The sequence below is a fragment of the Mycobacterium sp. NGS33 genome (genome assembly GCF_059812885.1).
In genome coordinates this window covers 611,046-627,598 of sequence record NZ_JCALDN010000002.1, presented here as the reverse complement: position 1 = coordinate 627,598, position 16,553 = coordinate 611,046, and the positions used below count along the sequence as shown (strand labels likewise).

Here is a 16,553-nt window from a genome sequence, read left to right as displayed (position 1 = left end):
ACTTCTCTAGAGGCCCTTGGGCCGGGTCCCGATCACCCCGCCGGTGCTGAGGCGGGTCAGTTCTTCGTCGGTCAGCCCGCACCGTTCGCGCAGGATCTCCTCATTGTGCTCGCCCAGCTTCGGCGGCGGCCGCAGCAGCCACCGCTCCTGGCCGGCGAGGCGAGCGAACGGCGGGCAGGGGTATAGCCCGAGTCCGGTACTCGCATGGTGCAACGCTTCGAAAAAGCCGCGCTCGCGCAGTTGTGGGTTGTCGGTGACGAGCGACGGCGACACCACCGGCGCGGCGGGAATTCCCGCGCCCGCCAACAGCTCCACCGTCGAATCGCGTGGCCGCCCGACGAACCAGTCCGCCAGCCGGGCATCGATGTCGTCGGCTCGCCCGTGCCGCCCGGCGACGGTGGACAGCTCCTTGTCATCGCACCACGCCGGTCGGCCCATCGACTCCACCAGCGCCTGCCACTGCGCGTCGTCGCGAACCGTGATGGCGATCCACTCGTCGGATCCGGCGCACCGGTAGATGTTCTGGATCGCCGCGCCGTGACCGCGGTTGCCGCGACGACTCAGCGTCACCCCGAACACTTCGGACTCGATCGCCTGAATCGCCGTGGCGTTGAGCACGGTTTCCAGCATCGGCAGCTCGACCAGTTGGCCCGTCCCGGTGCGTTCGGCGAAGTTCAGCGCCGCCAGCACGGCGAACGCGGCGTGCACACCGGCCAGCGGATCGCACGCCCCGCGCGGTGCCACGGGGGGTGCGTCGGGCAGGCCGGTCACCCAGGCCAGGCCGGCGATCTGCTCCATGGTGGGCGCGAACCCGACGCGTTCGCGCCAGGGGCCCTCGACGCCGAACGCGGGCATCCGGGCGAACACCAGGTTCGGGTTGACCTTGCGCAGCGCATCATCGGTCAGCCCGAATTGCTCCATCACCCGCGGCGAGAAGTTCTCGATCACGACGTCGGCGCCGGCGACCAGCTCGGTGAACAGACCGCGGCCCCGTTCGGAGCCCAAATCCAGTGTGACCGAACGCTTGTTGGTGTTCATCGCGTGGAACACCCAGCCGTACTCCCACCAGTCGTCCACATCGGTGCGCATCCCGCCCGAGTACCGGATGCCGTCCGGGCGCTGGATCGACTCGATCTTGACGACGTCGGCGCCGAACGCGGCCAGCAGGTGGGTTGCCGCGGGCCCGGCCCAGAAAGCGGTCAGGTCGACGATGCGAACACCGGCCAGCGGTAGCCCGTCGGGCTCCGGCTCCGCTTCGAGTCCCGAACGCCGCCAAGGGGACTCGCCATCGGCCTCTCCGACAGAGGGCGTATCGCCCACCGGCGTGGGCGCACAGGCCGCCATCAGCCAGGGCGGCCGGGGCTGATGGAACCCGGCGGGATTGGCGACGAAGACCTCGCGATCGCGCACATACTCCAGCTCCCGGATGGTGGAACCGTTGCCCAGCGCCGCGATCGGCAGCCGGAAAAGCTGTCCGAGTTCGACGATTTCCGCGACGGTGCGTTCGGCCAGCCACGGATGGATCTGTTCGCGGATCAGGTCGCGGTATTGCCACCGCCCGATCTGAAACCGCAGCTGTTCGATCTCCTCCAGCACGGGGCACTCCACCATCGCGACGAAGTCGAGCCACTGCTGTCCGGTGACCATCGTGATCCCGACGTAGCCGTCCTTGGCCGGTTCGATCGAGGGAACCTCGGTGGTGCGGCGGATCGGCGGGACGCGCAGCAGCTGAGAATGCAGCCATTCGCTGCTTTGCATCGTCGTCAGCGCTTCCAGCATGGACAGGTCCAGATGCTCACCGGGCCCGCCACGCTCGACCCGGCGGCGCACGGCCAGGGCGCCGAAGGCGGCGAACACGCCGCCCATGTACTCCCCGAGATCGCCGCCGATGGAGATCGGCGGCCCGGCGGGGTCGCCGCGGAAGCCCGGCGAGCCGGCCCAGGCCTGCAAGGTGAACTCGGTGGCGGCCCGGTCGGCGTAAGGCCCGGTCCAGCCGAAGTCGGAGATGGTGACGATGATCGCCCGCGGCGAGCGCTCCAGCAGTTGGTCTGGGTCGACGCCCAGCGCCGCGGCGCCCGCCCGGCCCGCGGTCACCACGATGACGTCGGCACCGGCCAGTTCGTCGCGGTAACGCTGTGAATCCACGGCGAACGTCATGCTGCGCTTGCCCGCGTTGAGGTAACTGAAGAACGGCGCGGTGCGCCCCGGGGCAACCGGGGAACCGCCGGCGGAGTAGCCCCGCAACGAATCGCCTTGCGGCGGTTCGATTTTACGCACCTGCGCGCCGGCGTCGAGCAGCAGTTTCCCGCAGTAGCTGCCCGCTATCCGGTCACTGATCTCGACGACACGCAAATCCTGTAGCGGTGTCGGCCGGCGTTCGGCCCGCTCGCTCAATTACACCCGCCCTTCCGATCGGCATGCGACCAGAGAAGCTATTTATATCATTACTGCTAAAATAGCTAAGCCAGCGAGTTGCTTGTGTTTCGAGGATCGGATGACCGCCTTGGGAATTGGCCCCGACGCCCGGCGCCGGTTGTCGGCGCCGCGGATCGCCGAAATCGTAGCCGATGAGTTGCGCCGTCAGATCATCGACGGCGAACTCGCGGATGGTGATCTCTTGCCGCGCCAGGAGGTGCTCGTCGAGCAGTTCAACGTGAGCTTGGTGTCGCTGCGCGAAGCCTTGCGGATTTTGGAGACCGAGGGGCTGGTGTCGGTGCGGCGGGGCAACCGAGGTGGTGCCGTCGTCCACGCCCCGGCCAAGACCAGTGCCGCGTACATGCTCGGGCTGCTGTTGCAAAGCGAGTCCGTCGAGCTCGCCGACCTCGGCATGGCCCTGCAGGAACTCGAACCGGCCTGCGCCGCCCTGGCCGCCCGCCGGCCGGACCGGGCGAGCACCCTGGTGCCCGAACTCACCCGCATCAACGAGTCGATGGCCGAAAACCTGGACGATGGAAGGCTTTTCACCGAGATCGGGCGTGAGTTCCATGACCACGTCGTTCGCGGGTGCGGCAATCACACGATCATCGCGGTCGTCGGCAGCCTCGAGACACTGTGGAGCAGCCACGAGCGGCAGTGGGCCGACGAGAGCGCGTCCCGCGGCACCTACCCGTCGCTCACTCAACGCCGCGCGGTGCTCAACACGCACGTCAAGCTCACCGAGACCATCGCCGAGGGCAACGTCGACCGGGCTCGCCGCATCGCGGGCCGGCACCTGGCCGACACCCAAACCTACGTCCTGTCCGGTCAGCACGACCAACGCATCTACGCGCTCTCTCCGCAGGCGTTGTCGCGGCCGCGGGACATTCGACACTCCTGAAGGGCGGCCTGGAACGGTCATGCGAACCGCATTGGTCACCGGCGGTAGCGGCGGGATCGGAAAGGGGTGCGCCCGCAAGCTGGTCGAGCGCGGCTACGATGTGGTCCTCTCTGCGCGCCGCGAGGCCCCGCTGCGGGCCGCCGCCGAGGAGATCGGAGCACGCCACCTCGTCGCCGACGCGTCCGATCCGATCGGATTCCCCGCTGCACTAAGCACATTGGAGGCGATCGACCTCGTGGTGCACGCGGCGGGTGCGCTCGGGGGAACCTACGCACGCAAGCAGACCTTCGAGCAGTGGCGGGCCATCATGTCGGCCAACCTGGATTCGTGCTTCGTGGTGACGTCCGCGGTCCTGCCGAAGATGTCGGCGGGCTCGCGGCTGGTGTTCATCTCGTCGTCGGCGGCACACGAGCCGATGCCGGCCCGCACCGCCTACTCCGCATCGAAGGCCGGAATGAACGCGTTCGCGCGAGCCCTTGCGCTCGAAGTCGACCGCGACGGCATCAGCGTGCACATCGTCACGCCGGGCCCGGTGGCCACCGAGATGCTGCAGGACGTTCCCTTCGAGATGTATGCGATTCAGGTGGCGGATGTCGCCGAGGCGGTTGCCTGGCTGGACACCGTCGACCCGTCGGTCGATCTACCTGAGATCCGGCTGTCCGCCGTGGAGCGCGGCCCGTTCGCGCGCCCGCCGGTGGTGCCTACCGAGGCCCGCCGGCGCCGCCAACAAACGCCTTGATCACCGATTCGCCGAACTCGTGCAGCGAGTCCGGGACGGCGAAATCGGCGAACCAGACATAGAAGCGTTCGACGCCTTGAGCCGCCAGGCCGGCGAAGTGTCCGCTCAGCTCCTCGGCGTCGCCGCAGACCAGCCCCGGCCCCAGGTTGCCGAACCGCTTGGTGCTCACTTCGCGCACGGCGGTGGGGTCGCTGCCCGTCCGGACAAATCCCACCATCTGCTGGATCGATACCCGGGCCGATCCCGATTCGGGGGCGAGCTCGGCCAGCCTGTCGAGGTGGTTGGCCGGCACATTCCACCAATCCGCATGTTCGCGAACGAGTTTCATCATCCGTGGCCCGGTTCCGCCCAGCACCAGGGGTATTGGGTGGGACCTGCGCGGCATCTGCGCGGCCTCCCCCGGCGCATCGCCCCAGTACTGCCTGATCAGCTCGAGATGCCCGCCCAGTTGTTCAACCCTGGCCCGCGGATCCTGTTGCCCGACATCGAATCTGGTGAATTCCGAGGGCCACGATCCCGCGCCGAGGCCCAACTCGAACCTGCCCTCCGAGGCCTCCGACAGCGTGACCGCCTGCTTGGCAAGCACGGCGGGATGGCGAAACGCGTCGCACAGCACCAGATGCCCGATCCGCAGGCGCTCGGTCTTGGCCGCCACCCAGGTGGCAATGCCCATTGCCTCCCAGATGCTTTCGTCGGGGAGCCCGGGCGCCTCGAGGTGATCGATGAAAGCGATCCCGTCGAACCCGCTGGCCTCGGCGTGACGCGCCCGGTCCGCGATGTCGGCCGCCGACAATCTCACCTGCGGCAGGAACAGATACCACTGGGCCATGCGCCACCTCTACGTCGGATCCGTGCGATTGCGACGGCACGGCTAGTTTATTATCTTTACTATGTTAGAGGTCTTATGGATGTCGGGCTGAATTCTGAGCAGCTGTCGCTGCGCGACACCGTACGCGACATATTACGTACGGAGTGTCCACCCGACGCCGCGCGTCAAGCGATCACCGATCCCGAGCGCTGGCGCACCCTGTGGAAGACGGTCGTCGACCTCGGTTGGACCGAGCTCGCCGCCCCGGGCGGCGACTACGGACCGGTCGAACTGGCCGTGGTTCTCGAGGAATGCGGTGCGGCGCTCGCTCCAATTCCGTTGCTGGGCAGCGTCGGTCTGGCCGGCGGTCTGCTGCGCAACACCGGGCTCGACTCGGTGCTGACCGACATCGCCGGCGGTGTGGTGGCCACGCTGGCCGTCCACGCCCAGGGGACTCGACTGCCCGGGGCGCCGATGACACTGCGCCAGGGCCGCCTGCGCGGCACCGCGGTCGCCGTCCCCCATCTGTCGCGCGCGGAGCTCGTCGTCACGCTGGCCCGTTCCGACGACGGTGACACCGTAGCCGCGGTCGTGCGCTGCGGCGACGGCGTCACCCTGGTGCCGGCGGCCGAATCCACCGATCCCGCTCAGCCCCTGGCCGGCGTCGAGATCGACGCCGAGCCCGTCGCGGTGGCGCCGGTCGACGTCGACTCGGCACTGACGGCCCCCTGGGTGGCCGCGGCCGCCGACCTTCTCGGCGTGGCGGGCGCCGCGCTGCACCGATCGGTCGAATACGCGAAGTCGCGGCGCCAGTTCGGCCAGCCGATCGGCGCGTTCCAGGGCATCAAACACGCGCTGGCCGACAACTACGTCAGCGTCGAACGCGCCCGCAGCCTGACCTACGCCGCGGCGGCGCGGCTCGCCGACCCGGCCTCACCGGCGGCGGAGGTGTTCACCGCCGCGGCGCTGGCCAAGGCGGCGGCCAACGATGCGGCGGCCAGTTGCGCGCGCACGTCGGTCCAGGTGCACGGCGCGCTGGGCCAGACCTGGGAGCACGACGCCCACCTCTACGTCAGGCGCGCCTGGCAGGGCGCCGCCATGCTGGGTGACAGCCGCTCGCTGTATTACGAGGTCGGCCGCCGATTCTGCGGGGGTGCCGCATGAGCCGCACCGGCGACGATGCAGAGCGCAGCGATGAGAAGGAGCGGTGCCTATGAGCGCCGTGGTGGCGGAATTCGGCGCGTGGCTGGCGGAGTTTCTGCCCGACGACTACTACGCGAACTATCGCCGATACCGCTGGGACTTGAGTTTGCGGCGCGATTACCAGCGGGCCTCGTTCGAGGCCGGCTGGCTGCAGCCGACCTGGCCCCGCGAGCACGGCGGCCGGTCGCTGGGCCTGCGCGACGCCATGGAAGTCCGCATCGAGGCGGCGCTGCGCTCGGCGCCCAAGCTCCCCAACATCCAGGGGCCCGGCGTCGCCGCGCCGGGCATCCGGCAATTCGGCACGCCCGCCCAGATCGAGCGTCTGCTCGTTCCGCTGCTGCGCGGCGACGAGTGGTGGGCGCTGGGCATGTCCGAGCCCGAGGCGGGCTCGGATTTCGCCGGCCTGCGCACCCGCGCGGTGCGCGACGGCGACGTGTTCCGGGTCAACGGCCACAAGATCTGGACCACCCAGGCGCACGTGTCGCGGTGGTGCACCCTGTACGCCCGCACGGATCCCGAAGCGCCGAAACACCATGGCATCTCGTGCCTCATCCTCGACCTGCGGTCGCCCGGGGTCAGGATCGAGCCCATCCGGATGTCGTCGATCTCCGATGAGACGTTCTGCGAGGTCTTCCTCGACGACGTCGAAGTGCCGGCGGAGAACCTGCTGGGACCGCTCAACGGCGGCTGGAACGTCGCCCTGTCGTCCCTGCACCACGAACGCCAGATGATCTGGATCATGAACTGGGTCGAGATCAAACGCGGGCTCGACGCGGTGCGCGAGGCCACGGACTCGAGCCACGACGTGTACGCCGAACTCGGTTCACTGCTCGCGGACGCCGAAGCGTTGCGCGCCACCGGATACCGCGCCTTGGGCAACGAGCTCGCGGGGCAACCCAGCCCGGAAGCCGACACCATGAAACTGCTTGGATCGCTTACCTTGCAGCGGGTTTGGGAGCTCGGCGCGGCCGTCGCGGGCCCCGATTCGGCCACCGACCCGGATCTGCTGTTCGAACGCCAGGACGCGCTGGCCGCGACCATCTACGGCGGGACGTCGGAGGTCCAGCGCAACATCATCGCCGAGCGCCTGCTCGGGCTGCCGAAGGGATGACGACCATGGATTACGACCTCGGCGACGACGCCGGGCAACTGCGCAGCCACCTGCGCGAGCTGGTTGCCAACCACATCCCCGCCGACTTTCTGGGCGCCTGCACCGAGAACCCGCAGGACCTCGCCACCACCGAGACGTTCTGCAAGCTGCTGGCCACCGAAGGGCTGCTGGCGCTGGCGTGGCCGAAAGAGCATGGCGGCGGCGGTGGTTCGGTCTGGCAGCAGACGGTGCTGCGCGAGGAGATGTGGGCCCAGCACGAGCCGCGCGGTCCGCAGTACATGGGGATCAATTGGGTCGGGCCCGCGCTCATGCGATACGGGACGGCCGAGCAGAAGGCCAAGCACCTGGCGGCCATCGCCTCGGGAGACGTGATCTGGTGTCAGGGTTTTTCGGAACCGGAGGCCGGAACCGACCTGGTGTCGTTGCGCACCCGCGCCGTTGCCGACGGCGACGGGTGGCGCATCAGCGGCCAGAAGGTGTGGACGTCGTACGCGCTGATGGCGTCCTGGTGCGTACTGGCGGCCTGCACCGATCCCGAAGCCCCAAAACACAAGCGGCTCACCCTCTTTCTCATTCCGATGGACCGAGCGGGCTTCACCGTCCGGCCAATCCCGTCGATGCTGGGACCCCACCACCTCAACGAGATGTTCCTCGACGACGTGCGGGCGTATCCCGGTGACGTGCTCGGGGAGGTCGGCGACGGCTGGCGGGTGATGCGCGAAGCCCTGGCTTTCGAACGGGTGGGCATCGCACGCTACGCGCGCTGTGAGTCGCTGCTCGAACGGATGCGCGCCCAACTCGGCGACGACTGGGATCGGCTGCCCGAAACCATCCGCACCCGGTGGGTGCGGGCCCTCGTCGACCTGCGGGTCGCCCGGCTGCTGGCCTATCGCGCCGTGTCACTGCAGGACGATGCGGCGGCGGGGGCGGCGGCGAGCGCCGCGCGCATCATCACCACCACGTGCGATCAGCTCGTCGCCGAGCTGCTGTTCGACGTGCTGGGGCCGACGGCGCTGGACAGCGGGACCTCCGCGGCGCTGCACGGAGCGGTCGAAGACCATTGGCGTTACGCGCAGGCGGCCACGGTGGCATCGGGCACCATCGAGGTGCAGCGCATGCTCGTGGCACGAGATGTATTGGGAGAACACAGGTGAAAACCGATCTGCCGCAAGACATCAGCGACTTCGCCGCCGTCGCGGGTAAACGTTTGGCCCGATTGGGCGGACCGCCGGCCGCGTTGCGCGCGGAGACCGACGACACCATCCGGGATGCGGCGCGCACCGCGCTCAACGAGGTCGGCGCCTTCGACCTCGACGTGCGTTCGGAGCCCGACGACCTGCTGGCCGCGGCGGTGCTGTGCCAGGCCGCCGGCGCCACCGTGCTCCCCTATCCATTGGTGGAGGAGCTGCTGGCGCTCGACGGCGCCCGCCTGACCCTGGTCAATCCGAAAGCGCCGCGCATCGACCACGGCGACCTGGCCGGTGACTGGGTCGCCGCGGACCTGGACGGCACTCGCTACCGGCCCCGGCCGGGCTCGCGGACCGGCGCCAAGCTGGGACCCTTCCTGGTTCCGGCCACGTTGGGCGCACCCGAGGGAAGCGTGCCCGCCGCCGACGTTAACCTTCATCTCGTGCTGGGATCATGGCGGATTCTGGGATCGGTGCAGCAGTCGCTGCGGGTGGTCACCGAGCATGTGCGCGCCCGGATCCAGTTCGGCAAGCCGCTCGCGGACTTTCAGGCCGTCAGGTTCGCCGTCGCCGACGCCGCCGTCGCGGTCCGCGGGCTACACGAACTCGCGAAGTTCACCATCTGCCGCCCCGAATCGCTCCCCGCGCAGATTCATTCGGCCGACGCCCTGATCCTTCGGCTCAAGGCCGCGGACACGGCACGACAGGTGATGCGCACGTCGCACCAGTTACTCGGGGCCCTGGGGTTCTGCGACGAGTCCGACGTCAGCGTGCTCGACCGGCACACCCAGCCGCTGATCCGGTTGCCGCTGGGCACCGAGGAACTGGCCTTGCGCCTGATTCCCTGCGTACCGGACGGGTCATTCGAGACGCTGTTCAGCGAGCCGGTATCGGCATGACCGACGCTGGTGACGATGCAGCGCCGAATCCGTTCGACGAGGGAATCCCTTTCGGGGTAAAGCTGCAGCAGCTCGCCGATGAGCGGCGCGACGATGCGGCCGCGACGATCGTCGCGCTGGACGGCAGCGCCACCTCGCTGACCTTCGGTGAACTCGATGCCCGCGCCAACCAGTGGGGCCGGGCGCTGGCCGGCCGGGGTGCACAAACGGGTTCACTTGTGGCACTGGCCATTCCGAACTCCCAACATCTGGTACTGGCGACCCTGGGGTGCTGGAAGATCGGCGCCGTCCCCGTCCCCATGCACTGGGATCTTCCCGAATGGGAGCGAGACCGGGTGCGCGAGGTGATCAACCCCGTCGTGGTCGTCGACGAACGAAGCCGCTGGGAGCTCGACGCCGCCGCGGCCGGCGAATCCGCGGAGGCCCTGCCGGTCGCCGTCTCCCCCACCGCCAACGGGATCTGCAGCAGCGGATCCACCGGTGTGCCCAAGGTGATCCTCAACCTGGCGCCGTCGCTGTGGATCCCGCAGCAGGGCGAACCGTTCCTGTCCAACTGGACGCCGGTGGCCCAGCCGCAGACCATCATGGTGCCCGCGCCGATGTATCACACCAACGGCTTCGCCACCTTCCTGATGATGCTGGCCGGCGACCACCTGGTCATACTCGAAAAGTTCGATGCCGCACTGGTTCTCGATGTCATCGAACGCTTCCGGATCACCAACTTCACCGCCACGCCCACCATGCTGGCGCGCATCGCCGCCCGGCCCGACGTGCGGCAGCGAGACCTGTCCAGCATCGTCTTCATCCTGCAGGGCGCCGCGGTGATGCCGCCGTCACTGCTGCGCACCTGGTTCGAACTGCTCAGCCCCGAGCAGATCGTGATGGCATACGGCATGACCGAAAACCTCGGGCTCACCGCGCTGCGCGGCGACGAGTGGCTGGCCCACCCGGGCAGTGTGGGCCGCGGGTTCCGGGACACCGAGATCCGAATTCTGGACGCCGACAAGCGGCCGCTGGGTCCCGGCGAGGACGGTGACGTGTACCTGCGGGCGCCGATGAGCGCGGGATACCGGTATCTCGGCGGGGCGCCCCCGCTGCCGTCGACCGAGGACGGCTTCCGCTCCGCCGGCGACATCGGCCACCTCGACGAGGACGGCTTCCTCTACATCGTCGACCGCCGCGTCGACATGATCGTCACCGGCGGCGCCAATGTCTTTCCGGCCGAGGTCGAGTCCGCGCTCGCCGGCCACCCCGCCATCGCCGACGTCGTCGTGATCGGGCTTGCCGACCCGCAATGGGGGCGCCGGGTACACGCGGTGGTTCAGCGCGCCGACTCCGATGGGGCCGCCGCACTGACCGAACAGCAGGTGATCGAATACGCGAAGAACCGCCTGGCCCCCTATAAGGCGCCCAAGAGCGTCGAGTTCGTCGATTCCATTCCTCGGACCGCGGCGACCAAGGTCAACCGCTCGGCGATGATCGAGGCACGGGGCGGCTAATCCGGCCGCGGCGGCGGAAATTCGGCCCGCTTCGCGATGGCATCGCGGTAGGCGTACACCCGATCCGTCGTCGTTCCAAGCACCGCTATGGTGTGGCCGTTGCGGCCGTAGGCGGCAACGAACTCCCACGAGTCGGGATCTCCTTCGACGAATTCCAGCGCATCGTAATCCGTTGGCACGCCGAGCATCTGGACTTTGACGTCATACTGATCGGACCAGAAGTACGGAACCTCGTCGTAGCTCTCCGCGCGGTCCCTGCCCCCCAGCAGAGTGCGGGCCGCAGCGGCGCCCTGACGTCCGGCGTGATCCCAATGCTCGATCCGCAGATGCCGTTCGTACAGCGGATGCCACCAGCGCGCGACATCACCGGCCGCGACGACATCGGTGCCACCCTCGGCCGTACCCGTGGCATCACAGACCACGCCGTCGTCCACCCGCAACCCCGAGCCGTCGAGCCAATCGGTGGCGGGAGTCACGCCCAGGCCGACGACGACGAGATCGGCCGGAACCTGCGAACCATCGGTGAGCCGAACCGCCTCAACGCGGCCGTTACCAGCGAATGCGTCGACACCCACGCCAACCCGTACGTCCACGCCATGCTGACGATGCAGATCCGCCCAGCGAGGCGCCAGCTCCTGGCCCAAGGCGGCCAACAGCGGGCCGGCGGTCTTCTCGATCAGCGCCACGTCGAGCCCTATCGACCGGCAGCTGGCGGCGACCTCCGCACCGATGAAACCCCCTCCGACCACGACGACGCGCGGACGATGATCTAACCGTTCGCGGATGGCCAGGCAGTCGTCGACCGTGCGAAGCACCAGCACCCCATCGGGAACAGAGCCACCCGGCCATTGGCGCGGGGCTGCGCCGGTGGCGATCACGAGGCCGTCGAACTGCAGCTTGAGATCGTCATCGCCGTCGCGCAGGTGGATGGTCCGTGCAGCCATGTCCAACCCGAGCGCCGTGGCTCCCCGCAGCACGCGGGCCTCGATGCCGAATTGAGGGGCAAGGTCGACGCCCGCCCGGTGCACTCGCCCGGTGAGCAGCTTCTTCGACAGCGGCGGCCGATGGTACGGGGCGTGCCGTTCCGCTCCCACGATGGTGAGCTCACCGTCGTAGCCGTCCTGCCTTAGGGTTTCGGCGGCACGGGTCCCCGCGACGCCGGCACCGACGACGACTACCTGCTTTAGCTGACGACCTGCCGTCATCGGTTCAGTCCTCCACCGAGATCGCCTGAGTGGGGCAGGACACCTCTGCGGCTTTCAACTCTCTGCGCAGTTCGGACGGCGGCTCATCTTGGAGCAGATGGAGTCCGTCTTCGCGCACTTCGAATACCGCATGGCACAGGCTCATGCAGACTCCGTTGCCGTCGCAGGTGTCGAGATCCACCGAAACCTTCATCGCGCCTTCGCCCTTTCCACGCCCGGGGCTGGGCCTTCGTCAATTTTTGTGTGGTCGGGTCCACCGGAGTTGGCCTGTGACCGCGCCCGCTCGCGGGCGGCCTTTGCGACGGGCGAATACTCCAGATAGTCGGTCGCCATCTCCGTCACCGCCTCGGGGCCCGGATGGTGACTGGGCCGCAGATACCGCACGGGCATGGTCACCATGAGCCACCAGGGGCCCGGCAGCCGGTACTGGCGGGCGGCCCGCAGCCAGTCCCGCCATCGCCACTTCTCGTCGCTCGTCGGGTCATGGTTCATCAGGTAACGAGCTCCGGCGATCCACCAGCCGATGAACAGCGGGGCCGTGATGAACATCGAGGCCGCTCGGATCCAGTAACTTCCGCACACATGCTGGTAGACGTCGAACACGAGTGAGCGGTGCTCGACCTCCTCGGCGGCGTGCCAGCGCAGCAGATCGAGCATCATCGGGTCGGTGCCCGCGTAATCCAAGCCGCGATTCTGCAGCACCCATTGCCCTAACATCGCCGTGAAATGTTCCAGGGCGGCCACATCGGCCAGGCGGCGATAGAGCCACCACCGCTGCAAACCAGGTGGGAACAACTTGGGCGGATCGCCCAGCGTCACCGACAACGTTTTGCGGAGGCGCTCGGTGTACGGCTTGGTGTCGATGCCCTGTTCGGCCAGATGGTCGAGCACCACCTGGTGCGCCCAGGCATGCCAGGACTCCTGCTGGATGAACGGCTTGATCGCCGCCTCCAACTCCGGGTCGTCGACCAACGACGAGGCCTCGAGAACGGCCTTGATGAAGTGCCGTTCGCCCTCGGGTAGCAACAGGTGCAAGACGTTCATCATGTGGGTCGAGAAGGGGTCGTCGGGAACCCAGTGCAACGGCGTGTCCGACCAGTCGAACCGGACCATGCGGCGGTACTTCGGGTGTCCGTCGTGATGAAGTTGAACCTCTGGCATCAGGAACTCTTTTCCTCCCTCGGCCAATCGCGCTGCGTCGGTCGATTCCGTTTTGCGGACCGGTCGCCGTTTCGAGGACCGGTCGACCTGCCGGCCGAACGCCGGCCTTCGTCGTACTCGCCGTGCCCAACGTGGAGCCGCGCTTCGCGCGTACAACCGTTCACTAAGCGCGTACCCGTACCGGCGGCCGGCTATTCGTACTAGCGGTACCGGGTTCCTGAGAGTTCTCTGTAGAACCTTGCCTTCGATAAACACCGACACCGAATCGAATGACAACACCTTCGCGAATAGGCCGCGGTGAGCGGTAACCTCGTTCTCATAGCGCGAGCGGCGCGCGAGGGAAGGGACCAATCGCTCATGGCCGACTCCGGCGAGGACGTCGAGGTAACGCGCGGCGACCGCTTCATCAAGACGGCCGTGGCCATACTGGGCGAAACGGGCCGCACCGATTTCACGGTGCAAGAGGTGGTCGCGCGGTCCAAGACGTCGTTGCGCGCCTTCTACCAACACTTCAGCAGCAAGGACGAGCTGCTGCTGGCGTTGTTCGACCGAACCATCGCCCAATCGGTGAAGACGTGGCGCGCCGAGACGACGGGGCTGGACAGCACCTCGGCGCTGAAACTGTTGATCGACCGAGTCAGCCAGCAGCCGGAATCGAGCACCCAGGACAGCCTCAACCGCGCGTTGACGCTCTACAACCAACACCTGGCCGAGACCCGGCCCCGCGAATACGCCCGGGTGCTCTCTCCCCTGCACGGCCTCATTCGCGACATCGTCGGGCAGGGCATCACCGAGGGGGTGTTCAACCCCGGATTGGACGTCGGGGCGGCGGCCGCCATCGTCATGCAGACGATGATGGGTGCGCAGCGATTGCATTGGCTCAGTTCGGAATTGAACGGAACACCGGTCGATGCGGGCCAGCTCTACGACTTCTGCAGCCGCGCCCTGGGCATCCGCGACACCGACAAAGAGTCGGCCGGCGCGCCGTCGCTGGCCGAGCTGTTCGCCCAGATCGGCATGCGGCCCAGCACCCGCAACGGCCAATTCGCCATGACGATGCCGGTCAGCCCCGCGGTCGTCAACACCTCGGGCGCGCTGCAGGGCGGCCTGATCGCCACGCTGGTGGACGTGGCGGGCGGACAATTCGGGCTGGACTACCTGCAGCCGGGCACCACGATGACCACCTCCGATCTGTTCATCCGTTACCTGCGGCCGGTCCGGCAGGGCGCGGCGTTCGCGGTCCCCACGATGTTGCGATCGGGACGACGCGCGATGGTGATGCAGGTGGACATCTACGGCGACGGCGACGACGAGCTGCTCGCCACGGCCACGGTGAATTTCGCCGTCATCAACGGCGATACCCCGACGGCTGGGCTGCGGGCCGACGCCTGAACCGCTATACCGGGTTGCGCGAAAGTGGTAACGTCGTTACCACAAATGCGAATCGAGACTTCTGCTAGGAGATCGCCATGCCGTCTCGGGAACTGCCCTTCCCCGTCTTCGACGCGGACAACCACATGTACGAGCCGCAGGAAGCGCTGACCAAGTTCCTGCCGGAGAACCGCAAACGGGTCATCGACTACGTGCAGGTGCGCGGCCGCACCAAGATCGTGGTCCGCGGCCACATCAGCGAATACATCCCGAACCCGACGTTCGAGGTGGTCGCCAAGCCGGGCGCACAGGAGGACTACTTCCGCAACGGCGCGCAGGGCAAGAGCTACCGCGAGATCCTCGGCGAGCCGATGAAGGCCATCCCCGCCTTCCGCGAACCGGGCGCCCGGCTGGAGGTCATGGACGAGCTCGGCATCGACTACGCCCTGATGTTCCCGACCCTGGCCAGCCTGGTCGAAGAGCGCATGAAGGACGACCCGGAGATGACCCACGACGTCATCCACGCGCTCAACGAATGGATGTATGAGCAGTGGTCGTTCAACTACTCCGACCGCATCTTCGCCACCCCCGTGATCACGCTGCCGATCGTCGACCGCGCGCTCGAGGAACTTCAGTGGTGCCTGGAGCGTGGTGCACGCACCGTGCTGGTCCGCCCGGCGCCGGTGCCCGGCTACAAGGGCAGCCGGTCGTTCGGGCTTGAGGAATTCGACCCGTTCTGGCAGGCCTGCATCAAAGCCGAGCTGCCCGTCTCGATGCACGCCTCGGACAGCGGCTACTCCGAGTTCGCGAATGTGTGGGAACCCGGCGACGAATTCCTGCCGTTCAAGCCGACCCCTTTCCGCAGCTTCGCGATGGGCCACCGGCCGATCCTGGACGCGATGGGTGCGCTGGTGTGTCACGGCGCGCTGTCCCGCAACCCCGAACTGCGGATCCTGTCGATCGAGAACGGCGCCGACTGGGTGCCGGACCTCTTTAAGGGCCTCAAGGGCGTCTACAAGAAGATGCCGCAGTCGTTCAGTGAGGACCCCGTCGAGGCGTTCAAGCGCTGCGTCTACATCACGCCGTTCTGGGAGGACCGCTTCACCGAGATCGTCAAGATGGTGGGCACCGACCGGGTGCTGTTCGGGTCCGACTGGCCACACCCGGAGGGCCTGAAGGACCCCATTTCGTTCGTCGACGAACTCGGCGACTTCAGCGACGAGGACAAGGCGAAGATCATGGGTGGCAACCTGATGAAGCTCATGAAGGTCTCCGCGCCGGCCAAAAAGCCGGTCTCGGCCTGATCGTCTGATCGCTGCCCCACGGCGGTTCGGTGTAGCCGGACCGCCGTGGGGTACTCGTCGGCATGAGTTTTGACGAGTCGCGGCCGACGGCGGATGGATTGCAGATGAGCGCGGCACCGAACGACGGGACGCCGGTCAGCATCGATGACGACGTCGCGTTTCTCACCGAGCAGATCGAAGCGCTCGAACGACTCGGGCAGCGCGACGACGTCGACGACGAAGCGGTCTACGACCTGAACATCCGGTGGGGCACCGCACTCGCGGGACGGCTCCCCCGGGTGGCGCACTACAGTTCGCTGGGCCGACTCGGCGACGACGATCAGCGGCGGTTTGAATCGCTGTGCGATCGGCTACGCGAGTTATCGCCTCTCATCGAGCGATTCGACCTGACTCGGCCGAAGCTGCCCGGATCCACCGACGGTCAGGCTAGCGATCGGAGTCGTGTCCGGAAGCGTCCGTGGCGCCTGGCGCGTAGGTGAGAAAGTCCTTGTCGGACAGCCTGATCGCGGTCCGCGGCTTCGCGCAGTCCGGATTGCGGCAGGTCAGGGCGATCATGTAGGCGTCGGTGTCCTCATCGAGAAACAGAAAACCCAGATACAGGGCGTCGCCGACGGCGAAATCGGTTGCGCCGCAAGTCTCACAATGTCCGCCCTTGGCGGTGACCTGCTCGAGGACGCGATGTCGCGCCACCGAATCCAGGCTGATCAGCTCGGGGCGTACCCCGATCCCCTCGGTCGCCATGTCGGTCAT

The 16,553-nt window shown here is 67.7% G+C and carries 16 protein-coding genes; 10 read left to right on the top strand and 6 right to left on the bottom strand.

What is annotated here, in order from left to right; translation table 11 throughout:
* Positions 1–6: 6 nt before the first annotated feature.
* Complete coding sequence (locus AC5Y5B_RS06975) at positions 7–2,394, bottom strand: CaiB/BaiF CoA-transferase family protein (RefSeq protein ID WP_112631778.1); 2,388 nt, start codon at positions 2,392–2,394, stop codon at positions 7–9.
* Between the two features lie 100 nt (positions 2,395–2,494).
* On the opposite strand from AC5Y5B_RS06975, the gene AC5Y5B_RS06970 reads away from it, so the two are divergent.
* Both AC5Y5B_RS06970 and AC5Y5B_RS06965 read left to right on the top strand, forming a co-directional pair.
* Entirely contained in the window at positions 2,495–3,316 is an 822-nt protein-coding gene (locus AC5Y5B_RS06970) for a FadR/GntR family transcriptional regulator (protein ID WP_066866638.1), read from the top strand.
* Positions 3,317–3,335: 19 nt separating this feature from the next.
* Entirely contained in the window at positions 3,336–4,055 is a 720-nt protein-coding gene (locus tag AC5Y5B_RS06965; RefSeq protein ID WP_112631779.1) for an SDR family oxidoreductase, read from the top strand.
* Here AC5Y5B_RS06965 and AC5Y5B_RS06960 read toward each other — a convergent pair.
* Positions 4,018–4,884 (bottom strand): LLM class flavin-dependent oxidoreductase, encoded by an 867-nt coding sequence (locus AC5Y5B_RS06960; RefSeq protein ID WP_500004556.1) that lies wholly within the window; start codon positions 4,882–4,884, stop codon positions 4,018–4,020. The genes AC5Y5B_RS06965 and AC5Y5B_RS06960 overlap by 38 nt on opposite strands.
* Positions 4,885–4,959: 75 nt before the next feature.
* On the opposite strand from AC5Y5B_RS06960, the gene AC5Y5B_RS06955 reads away from it, so the two are divergent.
* The 5 genes from AC5Y5B_RS06955 to AC5Y5B_RS06935 are packed head-to-tail and all read left to right on the top strand — an operon-like array spanning position 4,960 to position 10,762.
* Positions 4,960–6,027 (top strand): acyl-CoA dehydrogenase family protein, encoded by a 1,068-nt coding sequence (locus tag AC5Y5B_RS06955; protein WP_500004552.1) that lies wholly within the window; start codon positions 4,960–4,962, stop codon positions 6,025–6,027.
* A gap of 49 nt (positions 6,028–6,076) precedes the next feature.
* On the top strand, positions 6,077–7,177 hold the full coding sequence (locus tag AC5Y5B_RS06950) for an acyl-CoA dehydrogenase family protein (RefSeq protein ID WP_112631782.1): 1,101 nt from the start codon (positions 6,077–6,079) through the stop codon (positions 7,175–7,177).
* Positions 7,174–8,331: an acyl-CoA dehydrogenase family protein gene (locus AC5Y5B_RS06945; protein WP_500004549.1), complete on the top strand. Its 1,158-nt coding sequence runs from the start codon at positions 7,174–7,176 to the stop codon at positions 8,329–8,331. Before AC5Y5B_RS06950 ends, AC5Y5B_RS06945 begins: the two co-directional genes overlap by 4 nt.
* The gene (locus tag AC5Y5B_RS06940; protein ID WP_112631783.1) at positions 8,328–9,263 is read left to right on the top strand and encodes an acyl-CoA dehydrogenase family protein; all 936 of its coding nucleotides are present in this window, start codon (positions 8,328–8,330) and stop codon (positions 9,261–9,263) included. The genes AC5Y5B_RS06945 and AC5Y5B_RS06940 overlap by 4 nt, the downstream gene beginning before the upstream one ends.
* Entirely contained in the window at positions 9,260–10,762 is a 1,503-nt protein-coding gene (locus AC5Y5B_RS06935) for a class I adenylate-forming enzyme family protein (protein ID WP_112631784.1), read from the top strand. The genes AC5Y5B_RS06940 and AC5Y5B_RS06935 overlap by 4 nt, the downstream gene beginning before the upstream one ends.
* Here AC5Y5B_RS06935 and AC5Y5B_RS06930 read toward each other — a convergent pair.
* Genes AC5Y5B_RS06930 through AC5Y5B_RS06920 form a run of 3 tightly spaced genes read right to left on the bottom strand, consistent with a single transcriptional unit; the run spans position 10,759 to position 13,128 of the window.
* Entirely contained in the window at positions 10,759–11,967 is a 1,209-nt protein-coding gene (locus tag AC5Y5B_RS06930; RefSeq protein ID WP_500004546.1) for an NAD(P)/FAD-dependent oxidoreductase, read from the bottom strand. The genes AC5Y5B_RS06935 and AC5Y5B_RS06930 overlap by 4 nt on opposite strands.
* Before the next feature lie 4 nt (positions 11,968–11,971).
* Entirely contained in the window at positions 11,972–12,148 is a 177-nt protein-coding gene (locus tag AC5Y5B_RS06925) for a ferredoxin (protein WP_500004544.1), read from the bottom strand.
* 8 nt (positions 12,149–12,156) lie between these two features.
* A complete protein-coding gene (locus AC5Y5B_RS06920; RefSeq protein WP_500004541.1) occupies positions 12,157–13,128 on the bottom strand; it encodes a metal-dependent hydrolase in 972 nt (323 codons plus the stop codon).
* Positions 13,129–13,485: 357 nt separating this feature from the next.
* Between AC5Y5B_RS06920 and AC5Y5B_RS06915 the strand changes: the two genes are divergently transcribed.
* From AC5Y5B_RS06915 to AC5Y5B_RS06905, 3 genes are all read left to right on the top strand, one after another.
* Positions 13,486–14,520, top strand: a complete 1,035-nt coding sequence (locus AC5Y5B_RS06915; protein WP_112631788.1) for a hotdog fold thioesterase — start codon at positions 13,486–13,488, stop codon at positions 14,518–14,520.
* A gap of 77 nt (positions 14,521–14,597) precedes the next feature.
* On the top strand, positions 14,598–15,803 hold the full coding sequence (locus AC5Y5B_RS06910; RefSeq protein ID WP_112631789.1) for an amidohydrolase family protein: 1,206 nt from the start codon (positions 14,598–14,600) through the stop codon (positions 15,801–15,803).
* A 104-nt stretch (positions 15,804–15,907) separates the two neighbouring features.
* Positions 15,908–16,282: a hypothetical protein gene (locus tag AC5Y5B_RS06905; protein ID WP_112631870.1), complete on the top strand. Its 375-nt coding sequence runs from the start codon at positions 15,908–15,910 to the stop codon at positions 16,280–16,282.
* Here AC5Y5B_RS06905 and AC5Y5B_RS06900 read toward each other — a convergent pair.
* Entirely contained in the window at positions 16,230–16,553 is a 324-nt protein-coding gene (locus tag AC5Y5B_RS06900) for a hypothetical protein (protein WP_500004538.1), read from the bottom strand. The genes AC5Y5B_RS06905 and AC5Y5B_RS06900 overlap by 53 nt on opposite strands.